Here is a 14,833-nt window from a genome sequence, read left to right as displayed (position 1 = left end):
GGAGGGCGGACGGCGCTCCGGCCGCCGGTGGGAGCCGGGCGCCCCGGGGCTCCTCCCCCGGGACGCCCGACGGCCGCCGGCCGGCATCAGCGGTCGTCCCCCGGCTTCCAGATCGTGCTGCGCAGATCCGTCCCCCGCACCAGCTGGATCCGCCAGGGGTCGATCCGGATGACGCCGTACTCCGGATCGTCGGGCCCGCCCTTCCAGTAGCGGATCGGGTCGTAGCCGACGCCCGGCGGACCGCCCCTCACATACAGGTCCCAGGCGTGCCGCCTGGACTGCTCGTCCTCGGCCCAGGTGGAGACGCTGTCGACGAAGACGGCGTTCTGCCGCGGGCTCCAGTACGCGTACGTGGTGTGCGGGTTGTTCGCCAGATGCGCGACCTTGACCGGTGTCCTGAACGCGGCGAGCCAGCCGACGGGTTTCCCGTCGACGACCTCCCAGACCGGTAGCAGAATCCGGCCGCGGGGCCTGTTCTCGGCGTCGACGGTGACCATCGTGGCGTACCTGATGTCTCCGACGTAGCGGAAGAAGGCGTCCTGGATTCCGGAGAATTCGCTGACCGTGGTGGCCATGACGGGTTCCTTTCCGAGTCCCTGGCGGGCCCGGCCGGGCCCGTGTCCTCAGCATCGGATCGCGCGCCCGGCGGAACAACGGCGAAGTGTGCAACGTTCGTCAAGCTGGGCTTACCGATCAACGGGCCCTGTCACTTCCGCCGCGAGGAGTACGAGAAGCGTGAGGCCCGTCATGGAACGCGAGGAGATGGAGGTCTTTCTCCTTCTGGCCGAGGAGCTGCACTTCGGCCGTACGGCCGACCGGGTGCGGCTGTCCCGGGCGCGGGTGAGCCAGATCGTGCAGCGCCTCGAACGGCGGGTGGGCGCGGCGCTGTTCGTCCGTACGAGCCGGCGGGTCGCGCTGACCGCGCTGGGACGGCAACTGCGCGACGACCTCGAACCGCACTACCGGGGCATCCGGGACGCCTTCGCGCGGGCCGTCGAGACCGCGCGCGGGGTGGAGAGCGTGCTGGTCGTCGGCTTCTCGACCGCCCTGGCCGGGGAGATCGCGCTGAAGACGACGGAGGCGCTGCGCGCGACCCATCCGGGGCTGATGGTCGAGCTGTGCCAGGTGCCGCTCTCGGATCCGTACGGGCAGTTGCGCGGCGGTGATGTCGACCTCCAGCTCAGCGAGTTCCCGGCGGAGGGCGAGGAGCTGGACGGGGGGCCCACGCTGTTCACGGAGGGCCGGGTCCTGGCCGTGGCGTCCGGGCATCCGCTGGCGGGCCGGGACTCCGTGTCGCTGGAGGACCTGGCCGGGCTGCCGTTGGTGGGCGTCGCGGGCGAGCTGCCGGCCTCCTGGCGCGCGGCGCACGTACCGGCGCGGACGCCGAGTGGCCGGCCGGTGGGGCAGGGACCGGTGGTCACGCATCTCCAGGAGGCGCTGATGCTGGTCGCGGCCGGGAAGGGGGCGTTGCTGTCCGCCGCGCACACCGCCACGTACCACTCGCGGCCGGGTATCACCTATGTACCGTTCCGGGACGCTTCTCCCGTGGGATACGGACTGATGTGGCGGACCGGGGACGACACCGCGCCCGTCCGCCTCTTCGCCGAGGCGGCACGGGGCATCACGCGGGGGATGGGGCCCGGGGAGGCGGAGGCCCGGGCGACCGGCCCCGGGCGGCCGGAGGTCCGGACACCCGCACCCGTACGCGGGGTCCGTTCACCGTGACCTCTCCCCGGCGGCCCGTCGCGGATCGGGTGCGCGACAGTCCGGGGTCCGCGCCGTACCGCGGGCCCTGCCGCGACCGGTGACCAGCAGAAAGACCAGCGCCAGCACGGCCAGCGCCGCGCCGAGGCCGTACACGGCGGGAATCCCCGCGGGGAGCGCGGCCCCGCCGAGCAGGGTGCCGAGCGCGATGCCCGCGTAGATCCCTGAGGAGTTGAGCGAGACCACCACGGGCGCCTCGGCGGGCGCGGCCGCGATGAGCCGGAACTGCTGGGGCGGTGTCTGGGACCAGGAGCTGCCGCCCCACAGCAGCACCAGTGCCCCGGCCACCGCGACCAGGGACACGTCCGCCGCCGCGAGCAGCCCGAGACCGGCGAGTGAGGCCGCCATGACGGCGTATCCGATCCACAGGACCCGTACGGGCCCCCAGCGGTCGGTGCCGTAGCCGACGAGGAAGTTGCCGGTCACGGCACCCATCCCGTACAGGACCAGCATCCAGACGACCCAGAGGGCCGGCACTCCGGCGCCGCGCAGGGCCGGGACGCTGTAGGCGTACGCCGTGTAGGCGGCGCCCATCCCGAGGACCGTGAGCGGCAGCACGGTGAGCACGGCGGGCCGCCGCAGCACGGCGAGGCGGGCGCGCAGCGGACCGCCGTGCTGCGGCGGCGCGCCCGGCAGCGCCGGCATGCTGAGCCGGATCCCGGCCGCCGCCAGCAGGGAGAGCGCGGCCACCAGGCACAGCGCGGTGCGCCAGCCGAAGGTCCGGCTCGCGAGGCTTCCGAGGGGGACGCCCATCGCGGTGGCGACGGTGAGCCCGCCGATCACGACGGAGAGGGCCCGGGCGCGGAGTTCGGGGCGGACGAGTCCGGCGCCCACCGCTCCGGCGGCGGGGGTGTAAGCGGCGGCCCCGGCGGCGGCCACGACCCGGGTCGCGATCAGTACGGGGAGGCTGGGCGCGAGGGCCGAGCCCACGTTCCCGAGGGCCAGGACGAGCAGGGCCCCCACGAGCAGGGTCCGGCGGGGCAGGCGCGCGGTCAGGGTGGCGAGGACCGGTGACAGCACCGCGTACGCGACGGCGAACACGGTGATGGACTGCCCGGCCGCGGCCTGTGAGACGTTCAGTTCGGCGGCCATGGACGGCAGGAACCCGGCGACCACGAAGGCGTCGGTACCCACCGCGAAGGTGCCCAGGGCCAGGATGAGCGTCGAGGACAGCCCGCGGGTGGGCCCCGTGCCGGAGCGGGGCGAACGACGACGCGGCAAAATCGAGACATTGAACATCCAGATTCTCCAGAGATGTGCGCGCCGGACGAGTGCTGGTGCGATCAGCCGCTCAGGCGCGCGTAGTGACGGCGGACGCGGGCGGCCACGGTCTCGGGGGTGGCCTCGACCATGTGGGCGATGGTCTGGGCGGCGAGTTCGCGCCGCCAGGCGAGTTCGGCCCGGCGCATCGCGGTGGCGATGCCGCAGGGCAGGCGGAAGTCCCGCGCGGGCGCCTCCGCGCCCGCCGCTCCCCGCTGCCGGATCTCCGTGCAGCGGAAGGGGTCGTCGGGGCCTTCGATGGCGGTGACCACGTCCAGAAAGGTGATCTTCCCGGGCGGGCGGGCCAGCAGGAACCCACCGCGTGCACCGGGGACCGAGGAGAGGATCCCGGCCCGGACGAGGGCCTGGAGGCGCTTGTTCAGATACGCCTGCGGCAGGTCGAACAGCGCGGCCAGCCTGGCCGTGGGCACCGGCCGGTCGTCACCGATCCAGGCCAGGGTCAGGCAGCAGTGCAGCCCCCACTCGACACCCTCGGACATCCGCATAATCCTGGATATTATCAGTCCAGATCAGGTTCACCCGAATGCCGGGGCGGCCCCGGCCGCGGGAGCTCCTCCACGGGACTCCCCCGCGCCTCCCGGACCTCCCCGCGGGACGCCGCCCCCGGGACGTGCATGGCCGGCCGGAAGCCGGGCAGGCGCCCGGTACGGCGACCCCCTCCACTCGGACGGACCCACTCCGTTTGCCGTTCCGGCCGGATCGACGGAACGTCAGAAGCGCGGCCCCCGCGGCTCGTACGCATCACCCGGACGACGTTCCCAGCGCGCGGCTCATCTCATATCTGAGATAACCTCCAGCGCATGGGAGACGACTACCTCGTACGCATCGGCAAGCTCATCCGTGACGCACGACAGCATCGTGGCTGGACACAGAGCCAACTCGCCGACGCACTCGGCACCAGCCAGAGTGCGGTGAACCGCATCGAGCGCGGCAATCAGAACATCAGCCTTGAGATGATCGCGCGCATCGGTGAGGCGCTCGACAGCGAGATCGTGTCGCTCGGCTATGCCGGGCCCATGCATCTGCGGGTGGTCGGGGGGCGCCGGCTCTCCGGTGCCATCGACGTCAAGACGAGCAAGAACGCGTGTGTCGCGCTGCTGTGCGGCTCACTGCTCAACAAGGGCCGTACGGTGCTGCGCCGGGTCGCGCGCATCGAGGAGGTCTACCGGCTGCTGGAGGTCCTCAACTCCATCGGCGTTCGCAGCCGGTGGATCAACGAGGGCATGGACCTGGAGATCGTCCCGCCCGCGCGCCTCGACATGGATGCGATCGACGCGGAGGCCGCCCGCCGCACCCGCTCGATCATCATGTTCCTCGGCCCCCTGCTGCACCGGCTGGAGAACTTCCGCCTCCCCTACGCGGGCGGCTGCGACCTCGGTACGCGCACGATCGAACCCCATATGATCGCGCTGCGCCGCTTCGGCCTCGACATCACCGCCACGGAGGGCCTCTACCACGCGCGCGTGGAGCAGATGCCGGCACCGGACCGCCCGATCGTCCTGACCGAACGCGGTGACACCGTCACCGAGAACGCGCTTCTGGCCGCCGCCCGCCACGACGGGGTGACCGTCATCCGCAACGCGTCCTCCAACTACATGGTCCAGGACCTGTGCTTCTTCCTGGAGGCCCTGGGCGTACGGGTCGACGGCGTCGGCACGACGACGCTGACCGTGCACGGTGTCCCCACGATCGACGTGGACGTCGACTACTCCCCCTCCGAGGACCCGGTCGAGGCGATGAGCCTGCTGGCCGCCGCGGTGGTGACGGAGTCCGAGCTGACCATCCGGCGCGTCCCGATCGAGTTCCTGGAGATCGAGCTGGCGGTCCTGGAGGAGATGGGACTCGACCACGACCGCTCCACGGAGTACACGGCGGACAACGGCCGCACCCGGCTGCTGGACCTGACGGTCCGGCCCTCCAAGCTGGAGGCGCCGATCGACAAGATCCACCCGATGCCGTTCCCGGGGCTGAACATCGACAATGTGCCGTTCTTCGCGGCGATCGCGGCGGTGGCGCAGGGCCAGACCCTGATCCACGACTGGGTCTACGACAACCGGGCGATCTATCTCACCGACCTCAACCGCCTGGGCGGCCGGCTGCAACTCCTCGACCCCCACCGCGTCCTGGTCGAGGGCCCCACCCGCTGGCGCGCGGCCGAGATGATGTGCCCGCCCGCCCTGCGCCCGGCGGTCGTGGTCCTCCTCGCGATGATGGCGGCCGAGGGCACCTCCGTCCTGCGGAACGTCTATGTCATCAACCGCGGTTACGAGGAGCTGGCCGAGCGGCTGAACTCGGTGGGCGCGCAGATCGAGATCTTCCGGGACATCTGACGGACAGCTGCCTCCGTACCCTTTCTGACCTGATCACACGCAGGCCGCGGAGGGTGCGTCGGCAGCTGTGGGACTTCCCCGGGCCCGTGGGACCCGGGGCGTTCGCGAACCCGGTGATCCCACGCGCCCGGGCGTACTGATCACCAGCCGGTCATTCGGGTGCCGGGGAGAGGGACAGGGGGGCGATGGGTGCCGACGTGGCGAAGTGACAGGCGACGGTGCGCTGGTCACCGTCGTGGGCACGGAGGACCGGGGCCTCGTCGGCGCAGCGGTCGCGGCTCTCCTCGTCCAGAGTGCGGCGCAGCGGACAGCGGGTGCGGAAGCGGCAGCCGGATGGCGGGGAAGAGGCCGCGGGTACGTCGCCGGTGAGCGTCAACCGCTCACGACTCCGCTCCACCGCGGGGTCGGGCACGGGGACAGCCGACACGAGCGCACGGGTGTACGGGTGGAGAGGGCGGGACAGCAGGTCGTCCACCGGCCCCAGCTCCACGAACCGGCCCAGGTACATCACGGCCACGCGGTCCGCGATCTGGCGGACCACGCCGAGGTCGTGGGTGACGAAGATGTAGGCCAGCCGCAGTTCGTCCTGGAGCGAGCGCAGCAGTGCGAGGACGTCGGCCTGCACGGACACGTCGAGGGCCGACACCGGCTCGTCGAGGATGAGGAGCCTGGGTTCGACGGCCAGCGCGCGGGCGATGGCGACCCGCTGGCGCTGACCTCCGGACAGCTGTCCGGGAAACCGGTCCGCCGTGTCCGCCGGCAGCCCCACCATCGACAGCAGCTCGGCCACCCGGCCGGGGGTGAACATGGCGTGGATGCGCAGGGGCTCGGCGATCAGCGAACCGACGGTCAGCTTGGGGTTCAGCGCGGCGGTGGAGTCCTGGAGCACCATCTGGACGTGTCTGCGGTGAGGCCGCATCTGCCGCTGGGAGAGTGACGTCAGCTCTGTGCCGTCCAGCCGGATCGTTCCGGAGGTGGCCGGTTCGAGGTGGGACAGCGCACGGCTGAGGGTGGACTTGCCGCTGCCCGACTCGCCCACGACGGCGAGGGTCTCCCCGCTCCGTACGTCGAGCGAGACGCCGCACAGCGCGTGCACGGTGCCGGTGGTCCGGCGTCGCTGCTCCCGTTCGCGTACGGTGAAGTGCTTGACCAGTCCCGACACCGAGAGCACCGGATCGGGATCGGCTTCCGCGGGTCCGGGGACGACTTCCTTCGCCGTACCGGTTCCCGGGAAGAGTTCCAGCCCGCTCTTGCCTGCCAGCTCCTCCTGGAACCAGCAGGCCGCCCAGTGCTCCGCGTCCGCGGACTCGCTCAGCGGCGGGGCTTCGGTGCGGCACTGATCGGTGGCCGACGGGCACCGCGGCGAGAAGCCGCAGCCCTCGGCGGGCGGCCGGGTCCCCGGCGCGGGCATGCGCACCAGCGGGGTGCCGGGCCCGGTGTCCAGCCGCGGGACTCCGCCGAGCAGGCCCGTGGTGTACGGCATACGAGGGGCGTCGAAGACCGCGGCGACCGGACCGCTCTCCACCGCCCGGCCGCCGTACATCACCAGCACACGGTCGGCGTGCCGGGCGACGACCCCCATGTCATGGGTGATCAGCAGCAGGGCGGCGCCCGAGGCTTCGCACGCGGCTTCCAGCGCTTCGAGCACCTGGGCCTGGACCGTGACGTCCAGCGCGCTCGTGGGCTCGTCCGCGACGATGAGCGACGGGCGGTTCGCGAGGGCCATGGCGATGACGACCCGCTGGCGCATACCGCCCGAGATCTGATGCGGGTAGGCGTCGATACGCGCCGTGGGATTGTCGATGCCGACGGTGGCGAGGAGTTCGAGCGTACGGTCCCTGGCTTCGGCCTTGCCGAGATCCCGGTGGTGCGCACGCAGCGCTTCCGTGATCTGCGTGCCGACGGTGTAAACGGGGTTCAGCGAGCCGAAGGGGTTCTGGGGGACGTACGCGATCTGGGCTCCCCGTACCTGCTGGAACACCTTCTCCGAGCCGGGCAGCAACTCCCGGTCACGGAACCGGATGGAGCCCGAAACCTTCGCCTGGTCCGGGAGCAGCCCGAGCACGGCGAGGGCCGTGGTCGACTTGCCCGACCCCGACTCTCCCACGATGGCGAGGGTCTCACGCGGGGCGAGGGTGAAGGTGACGTCCCGCACGGCGGGTACGAGGCCGTTCACGGTGGGGAAGGAGACATCCAGCGAACGGACGGTGAGAAGGGGTTCCTGCTGCTCAGTCATCACGCACTCTCGGGTCCAGATATCCGTAGAGGATGTCGGCAAGGAGGTTCAGAAGGGTGATCAGAATCGCCGAGAAGAGGAGGAATCCAAGGACGGTGTTGGTGTCCTGGCGCTGGATGCCTTCCACGAGCATCTGACCCAGGCCGCGCCAGCCGAAGACGGTCTCCACGACGACGAGCCCGCCGATGATCCAGGGCAGCCGCAACGCGATCATGGTGACCACGGGCGTCAGCGCGGTGCGCAGACCGTGCCGTACCAGGACGGTGTTCTTCGGCAGTCCCTTCGCGCGGGCGAGCCGGATGTAGTCCGTGTCCAGTACTTCTAGCATCGCAGTGCGCTGGTACATGGCCCAGATCGGATAGCACGCGAGGACGAGGACGATCGTGGGCAGGACGAGATGGCCGGCGTAGTCGGACAGCCGCTCCCCGAGACCGGCGCTGTCGATGCCGGGTGTGGAGTCGCCCACGGTGGCGATGAACTTCGAGCCGGTCTCGCGGTTGAAGATGATTCCGCCCTGCTTCAGGACCACGGCGAGCCAGAACTCGGGGACGGTCAGGAAGACGACCGTCAGTCCCATCAGGACACGGTCCCGCCTGCTCCCCCGGTGGACCGCGGAGTAGAACCCGACGGCCAGGGCGACGACGACGGCGATGACGACGGCCAGGGCGATCAGCCGGAAGGAGACGAGTGAGCGCTCCGCCAGCATGGTGGTGACCTCGTCGCCGCGCAGATTGCGGCCGAGATCGCCCTGGACGGCACCGCTGATCCAGTCCCAGTACCGCTCGTACAGGGGGCGGTCGAGACCCAGCTCAGCCGCCTTGGCGTCAAGGGTGGACTGGGGGACGTTCGGTTTCCGGTACTGGTCCAGGGGATCGCCGGCCACGCTGACGGCGATGAAGATGACCACGGTGGAGAGAAGGATGAGAGGAATCGCCTGAAGCACTCTGAGGAGGATGAGCCGCAACACCGTACCGTCACCCCGCCTTTGCAGCGCTGTGGTCGAAGGCGTTCTGCACGCCCTCGCCGACGACATGGACGCAGACGACGATGACGATCACGGCGAGGCCGGGAAGGTAGAACAGCCACCACGCGGTGGCCGCGAATCCGGAGCCGAGACCCATGAGCAGCCCCAGTGAGGTGTCAGGCGGCTGGACTCCCAGCCCCAGGAAGGACAGGGTGGATTCCAGGCCGATCGCCGCCGCGACATAGGTCGTGGTGACGACGGCGATGGGGCCTACGAGGTGGGGCAGCAGGTGCACCGTGAAGATCCGGGGGGTGGACGCCCCCACCAGCCGGGCGGATTCGACGAACTCCCGCTTCTTCAGGCTCATCACCTGCGCCCGGATCACCCGGGCGGTCGGGGTCCAGAACAGCAGGGAGATGGCCAGGGCGACGACGAGCCACCCGTTCTTGTCCCCGCCCATCCGGACCGCGGCCAGGCCGAGGATCGCGAGCAGCGGCATCATGAGCAGGAGGTCGACGGTCCGCATCAGGATCGTGTCGGTGATCCCGCCGAGGTACCCCGCGACAAGACCGACGAGGGTTCCGATGGCGGTGGACACGACGGCGACGATGGCCGCGACGGCCAGGGACCGCTGCGTGCCGCGCAGTACCTGCGCGAGCATGTCGTGTCCGGCCGCGTCGGTGCCGAGCGGGTGGTCGAGCGAGGGTTTCGCCAGGATCTCCGGTGTGATCTCCACGTAGGTGTACTTCCAGAACACCGGGCCGACGGTCGCGGCGAGGACGATGAGCAGGAGGACGACCAGCGCCGCGACGGCCCCTCTGCGTGCCAGGAAGCGCTTGAGGACCACCCGGTCCCCGGATCTCGCTCCATCGGGCCGGCTTCCCTTCGGGACAGCTAGCTGTGCCATTCCATCGTTCCTGTCCTCGCGATCATCGGTGGTGTCCGCGCCGTACCCGCCGGAGAGGGGCGGGGACGGCGCGGGTGTCGCTGAGCCGGACGGACCCGGCTCAGCGGGCGACACTCCACTGAGTGGCGTTGTGCAGAATCCAGTTGGTGGGGATGTCGGTGGTGACGCCGCTCACCCTCTCGGTGGTGACGACGAGCAGCGGCCGCATCCAGAGCGGGATGTTGGCCACGTCCTCCCACAGCTTCTTGTTGAGCTGCTTCACGACCTCCGCCTGGCGCTTGGGGTCCAGGGCCGTGTTCGCCTCGTTGTAGAGGGTGTCGACCGCGGGGTCGCAGAACCTGCCGAGGTTGTAGCCTCCGTCGCAGGTGTAGAGCGCGGAGTACCACGAGACGGGGAAGTCCGAGTCCGGGTATCCACCGAATGTGGTGGAGTACTCACCGGCCATGAGAACGTCGAATGCCTTGTTGACGGGCACCGACTTGATCTCCAGCTTCATTCCGATCTTCTTGAAGGTGTCCTGGAAGAGTACGGAGGTCACCTGGTCGATCTGGTCGCCCGGTGTCACGACGTAGTTGAAGATGAGCTTGGTGCCGTTCTTGGCGTAGATCCCGTCGCCGCCAGCCCGGTATCCGGCGCTTTCCAGGATCTTCTTCGCCGCTGCTACGTCCCCGGTACCGAATGAGGCCGGGCGCTCGTCCGAGTAATCGGCCGATGCGGGGGAGTAGATGAAGTTGTTCGTCAGCAGTTTCTCGTAGCCGTCGCCGATCACGGTTTTCGCGACCTGCTCGGGCTGGACCACGGTGGCGATGGCCCGGCGCACGGCCACATCCTTGATGACCGGGTCCTTGTGCTGGAAGTTGAGGAAGTTCATCGAGGTGGTGGGCACCACCGTGCTCTTGACCCCCGACACTGCCTTGACCTGGCCGATCAGTGCGCGGGTGGCCTCCAGACTGGCCACGTCGACCTCGCCGCTCGCCAGCGCCTGGACGACGGCCTGGTTGTCCTCGATGAGCCGCAGAGTGACCTTGTCGGGGTTGGCGGGCTTTCCGTACCACTTGGGGTTGCGCTGGAACTCGATGTACTGGTCGGGCCGGTTCTCCGCGATGCTGAACGGACCGCCGGACGGCGGGATCTTCTTGGCGAGGCCCTTGTTCCAGGCATCGGCGTCATTGCCCAGGGTCTTCATGAAATGGGCCGGAAGGAGCCCGTCGAAAAGGGACTTCCAGTCCGCGAACGGCTTGTCGAAGACGACACGGACCGTCTTTCCGTCGCCCTCACTGGTGACCGACTTGATCTGCGAGTACCCGATGGTGGACGAGACCTGGAGCTTCTTGTCCTTGCCATTGGAGTGCTGCCACAGATAGGTGAAGTCGGCACCCGTGATGGGCTTTCCGTCCGACCAGACGGCACTCGGCTTGATCTTGTACTCGATCGTCTGCGGATTGGTCGACACCGATGTGGCGCTGACCAGCAGATCCGAGTTGAGCTTGACGGTCTGGTTGGGCTGGACATTGAACGCGGACGGGTAGATCGCGTTACTGATCGCGAGGCCCGCGTTGTTCCCCTGGTCCGGTGTATGAGGGTTGAATCCGCTCCACGCCTGCTGTACGGCGACGGAGACCGAGCCGCCTTTCCTGCCCGTGCCGTCCCCTGATTCATCGGCTCCCGAGGAACAGGCTGTCGCTGTCAGTGCCAGAGCGCAGACTGTCGCTCCGGTGGCGAATACATGTGGTCTGCCCATCTCAGTTCTTCCTCACGCGTGCGAAGGTGTGCCGTGGTGTCCCGAGATTCCGGTCGTACGGGGCGGGCATCCCGCTGTGCCCGCCGAGGGCGTGTCAACGCGTGCGGGAGTGGACGAGCCGCCCGTCCATATGGACCGATTCGATGTTCTGCTTCAGCTTGGAGAAGTCGAAGATGTCACCGTCCACGACGACGACATCCGCTCGCTTCCCGGGTTCGATGGTGCCGAGTTCGTCGTGGAGGCCGACGGCCCTCGCGGATCCGGAGGTGGCGGCCACGAGGGTTTCGGCCGGGGTGAGTCCCGCCGCCACGAGGGCGGTGAGTTCGTCGAGGTTCTGGCCCGCGTCGTTGCCGTAGTCGGTCCCCATGGCGATCCGTACTCCGGCCCCGTGGGCGCGGCGCACGCTGTCGTACGCCTCGCGGGCGAACTCCGTCTTGCTGTTGTTGGGGTCCCCCTGGTGGCCCAGCCGGTCCCGTTCCGGTTCGTCCGGCCGGTCGTCACCGAGGTACTTCAGCAGCGGCGCGATGGTGGGTACGAGGGCCGTGTCGGCCTCGCGCATGGCGGCGATCGCCTCGTCGTCCAGGTCCCGGACGTGTTCGATGGTCGTGGCTCCCGCCGCGACAGAGTCCTTGACGGCCTGGGAGCCGTAGGCGTGGACGGCGAACCCGACCTGGGAGGTACGGGCCTCGTCGCCGATGGCGTTGAGCTCCTCGCGGCTGAACCGGGTGCGCAGATAGCTCGCGCCCCCGGAGTGGGTCGCCAGGACCTTGAGGAAGTCGGCACCCGCGCGAAGGCTCTGCCGGGCTGCCTTGCGCACTCCGTCGACGCCGTCGCAGATGGATGAGGGGCGGCCCGGGTGGGCCACGTAGTACGGGTCGACCCAGAGCGAACTCGGGGTCCAGCCGTCCATATGGCCGCCGGTCTGGGAGAGCGCGGTCACCGAGATCAGCAGCCGCGGCCCCGGGATCAGCCCGTCCTCCAGCGCGCGCTTGACTCCGAGATCGGCGCCGGCGCAGTCACGGATGGTGGTGATTCCGCAGGCCAGAGTTCGCTCAAGGTTCCGCTTGGCGTTGTAGAACTGGTAGCTGAAGGGTTCGTTGAGACGGGACTTGACCGCCATCTCGACGCCGAGGATGTGGACGTGGCAGTCGAACATGCCGGGCAGGAGCGTACGGCCCGTGACGTCGACGACCTGATCGCCCCGCAGGTCGGAGCCCACATCGGTGAAGACGCCGTTCTCGACCGCCACATCCGCCCGGACGGGGGCCGAGCCGGTGCCGTCGAAGACCTGTCCTCCGCGGAAAACGATGCGTGTCATGTTCAGCTCTTTTCGTGCGGGGTGGCGGCCGGGAGTTCTCCTCGGACACAGCCGCCGTTCTGGACCACGGCCCGGATACGGGACCTGAGCCTGCTGAAGGTGAGGGCCTCGCCGTCGAGAACGACGAGGTCGGCGGCCATGCCCGGCGCGATCCGACCGACGGTGTCGGAGAGGCCCAGGAGCTCGGCCGCTCCCGACGTCGAGGCGGCGAGCGTCTCGGTGGAGTTCAGCCCGAACTCGCTCATGTAGTGCAGCTCGTCGAGGAACTCCCCGCCGAACATGTCGGTGCCCATGGCGATGCGCACCCCGGCCTCGGTGGCCAGGCGGAAGGACTCGGCGTGCGCCTCCGCGATGCGCTGGGCCTGGACGAGTTTGTCCTTGCCGACCCGCGCCGCCACCTCCGGCTTGTCGAGGATGCCGCAGGTCCGGGCGAGCGTGGGCACGAACCAGGTGCCGTGCTCGGCCATGAGGTCCACGGCCTCCCGGTCCAGATGTGTGCCGTGCTCGATGGAGGTGACACCGGCCCGCACCGCGTTCTTGACGCCCTCCGCCCCCTGGGCGTGCGCGGCCACCGGAACACCCGCGGTGCGGGCCTCGGCCATGACCGCCGCAAGCTCGTCGTCGCGGAAGTGGGCGGGGAGGTAGTTCTTGCGGGGCCACACCCCGCCGTTGGTGGTGCAGATCTTGATCAGGTCCGCGCCCGCTCGCAGCAGCTCACGGATCCTGGTGCGGATCTCGGCGGCGCCGTCCACCACACCGTGGGGGCGGGCGGGGTGCGGAAGGTAGTACTCGAAGGCGTCCAGGCCGCTCGGCAGCCAGGCGTCGATGTGTCCGCCCGTGGGCGACAGCGCCTCGATCGCGATCTGGAGGCGCGGGCCCTCGATAGTGCCGTCCGCGAGTGCCTGGCGGACCCCGGCGTCCGCACCGGCGAGGTCCCGGGCGGTGGTCATGCCTCCGCTGAGCAGATCGTCCAGGATCGGCAGCGACGCGTAGAACTGGTAGGAGAACGGGGTCCGCAGCCTCTCCTCCAGCGTGGGTGCGCAGCCCACCACGTGGACGTGCGTGTTGATGAGCCCCGGCACGACCAGATGACCCGTGACGTCCGCCACGGTGTCGTCAGGGCGGGCGGCGCCCGGTTCGGCGAAGCGGCCGTCCTCGATGACGATGTCCCGGACGGCCGGCGGTGAGCCGGTGCCGTCGAAGACGCTCCCGCCTTTCAGTACCAGTCGTGCCACAGCAGATCTTCTCCCTGTTTTCGCAACCGATTGCAGTAGTGTTGGGGCTTTGTTTCCCATCCGTCAAGACGTGACGGAGAACGTTATTCAGAAGCATCCGGGCGACGGTCACGAATACGGCAGCGGCCACGGGATGCGGGACCGCCGTCCGGACAGCGGTCCATGGCGACCGGAGCGCCCCACGCGGATGGCGCGGTGCACCTCGCCGCCCCGAGCAGGGGCACGAGCACCCGAAATGCCTGATGAGACGGTCGGACCACCCCGGAGTGCGCGAGCGGCGCCGGGCTGCCGGCACCTGGGTCGCGGCACCGGCGGCCGCGAAGAGGCGGCCCTCAGCCGCCGAGGTTACCGTGTACGCGGTCGAAGGTCGCCCGCAGGCGGCGACTGTGCAACGGCTCCCAGAAACGTTTCAGCATCAGTCGTTCCACGGGAGTCCGCCGCGAGAGCAGCCTGTGCCGTGCCGGAGCGGGAGCGTCTTCGAGCAGCCAGAGCAGAAACCACCGCGAGGACGCCGGGGAGTCCGCGCGCCGCTGCGGCTCCACGAATGCCTCCCACTCCCCCGGGCTCACATGATCAGCCATCATCGGCAAGAGCGATTCCTCGTGCTTCAGATGGCGAACCAACAGGTCACGCATCTCGTGCAGAAGCTCGACCACGTGCTGCGGTGCACCACCGCGCCCGGCGGCGAAGTCGTCGAACGCCGCACTCGTCGCGGTGAGCAGCGGATCGAGGAGCGCGTGCTCCGCCTCCAGCTCCCGGACCTCCTCGCGGTCGGCCTCGTCCGCCCGTGCGAGGAGCAGCGGCCAGAGTTTGGTGTCCTCGGCGACGTGGTGAAGTTCGAGGCACCGCCGGAAGTGCCGCCATCGCGATGCCAGCAGCCGGCGCCTGCGGCCGCTGTGCGCCACCGGCCTGCCGACCTCCTCCGACATCAGGCCCAAATCACGCAGAAACGCCCGGTGCACAACCATCATCATGCTGGTGTCGGCCCTGGCCTGGGAGGCATGGTTCATGAGGTCGCCTTCCAACAGCGGGAGGTCGGTTCTGCATTCGATTGCAG

The 14,833-nt window shown here is 69.6% G+C and carries 12 protein-coding genes; 2 read left to right on the top strand and 10 right to left on the bottom strand.

The window, feature by feature from the left end; genetic code table 11:
* Positions 1–86: 86 nt before the first annotated feature.
* On the bottom strand, positions 87–575 hold the full coding sequence (locus tag ACIBCM_RS09190) for a pyridoxamine 5'-phosphate oxidase family protein (protein WP_399241351.1): 489 nt from the start codon (positions 573–575) through the stop codon (positions 87–89).
* A 160-nt stretch (positions 576–735) separates the two neighbouring features.
* On the opposite strand from ACIBCM_RS09190, the gene ACIBCM_RS09185 reads away from it, so the two are divergent.
* Positions 736–1,725 (top strand): LysR family transcriptional regulator, encoded by a 990-nt coding sequence (locus ACIBCM_RS09185; protein WP_399241350.1) that lies wholly within the window; start codon positions 736–738, stop codon positions 1,723–1,725.
* Here ACIBCM_RS09185 and ACIBCM_RS09180 read toward each other — a convergent pair.
* Both ACIBCM_RS09180 and ACIBCM_RS09175 read right to left on the bottom strand, forming a co-directional pair.
* Positions 1,717–3,003 carry an MFS transporter gene (locus ACIBCM_RS09180; protein ID WP_399241349.1) on the bottom strand — a complete coding sequence of 429 codons (1,287 nt, stop codon included), beginning with the start codon at positions 3,001–3,003 and terminating at the stop codon, positions 1,717–1,719. The two genes, ACIBCM_RS09185 and ACIBCM_RS09180, sit on opposite strands and share 9 nt — an antisense overlap.
* Before the next feature lie 44 nt (positions 3,004–3,047).
* Positions 3,048–3,530, bottom strand: coding sequence for an RrF2 family transcriptional regulator (locus ACIBCM_RS09175; RefSeq protein ID WP_399241348.1), 483 nt, complete (start codon positions 3,528–3,530; stop codon positions 3,048–3,050).
* Positions 3,531–3,845: 315 nt separating this feature from the next.
* Between ACIBCM_RS09175 and ACIBCM_RS09170 the strand changes: the two genes are divergently transcribed.
* Positions 3,846–5,375, top strand: a complete 1,530-nt coding sequence (locus ACIBCM_RS09170; protein WP_399241347.1) for a helix-turn-helix domain-containing protein — start codon at positions 3,846–3,848, stop codon at positions 5,373–5,375.
* A gap of 151 nt (positions 5,376–5,526) precedes the next feature.
* On the opposite strand, the gene ACIBCM_RS09165 is transcribed toward ACIBCM_RS09170, so the two are convergent.
* From ACIBCM_RS09165 to ACIBCM_RS09135, 7 genes are all read right to left on the bottom strand, one after another.
* Entirely contained in the window at positions 5,527–7,611 is a 2,085-nt protein-coding gene (locus ACIBCM_RS09165; RefSeq protein WP_399241346.1) for a dipeptide ABC transporter ATP-binding protein, read from the bottom strand.
* Positions 7,604–8,644, bottom strand: coding sequence for an ABC transporter permease (locus ACIBCM_RS09160; protein WP_399241345.1), 1,041 nt, complete (start codon positions 8,642–8,644; stop codon positions 7,604–7,606). The genes ACIBCM_RS09165 and ACIBCM_RS09160 overlap by 8 nt, the downstream gene beginning before the upstream one ends.
* A complete protein-coding gene (locus ACIBCM_RS09155; RefSeq protein WP_399241344.1) occupies positions 8,586–9,482 on the bottom strand; it encodes an ABC transporter permease in 897 nt (298 codons plus the stop codon). Before ACIBCM_RS09155 ends, ACIBCM_RS09160 begins: the two co-directional genes overlap by 59 nt.
* A 100-nt stretch (positions 9,483–9,582) precedes the next feature.
* Positions 9,583–11,223, bottom strand: a complete 1,641-nt coding sequence (locus ACIBCM_RS09150) for an ABC transporter family substrate-binding protein (RefSeq protein ID WP_399241343.1) — start codon at positions 11,221–11,223, stop codon at positions 9,583–9,585.
* 94 nt (positions 11,224–11,317) lie between these two features.
* On the bottom strand, positions 11,318–12,541 hold the full coding sequence (locus tag ACIBCM_RS09145) for an amidohydrolase family protein (RefSeq protein ID WP_399241342.1): 1,224 nt from the start codon (positions 12,539–12,541) through the stop codon (positions 11,318–11,320).
* A 2-nt stretch (positions 12,542–12,543) separates the two neighbouring features.
* The gene (locus ACIBCM_RS09140; protein WP_399241341.1) at positions 12,544–13,776 is read right to left on the bottom strand and encodes an amidohydrolase family protein; all 1,233 of its coding nucleotides are present in this window, start codon (positions 13,774–13,776) and stop codon (positions 12,544–12,546) included.
* A gap of 332 nt (positions 13,777–14,108) precedes the next feature.
* A complete protein-coding gene (locus ACIBCM_RS09135; RefSeq protein WP_399241340.1) occupies positions 14,109–14,786 on the bottom strand; it encodes a hemerythrin domain-containing protein in 678 nt (225 codons plus the stop codon).
* Between the last annotated feature and the right edge of the window lie 47 nt (positions 14,787–14,833).

This window comes from Streptomyces sp. NPDC051018, from assembly GCF_044456085.1.
Classification (GTDB): domain Bacteria; phylum Actinomycetota; class Actinomycetes; order Streptomycetales; family Streptomycetaceae; genus Streptomyces.
This window is presented reverse-complemented; position numbering and strand designations above follow the sequence as displayed.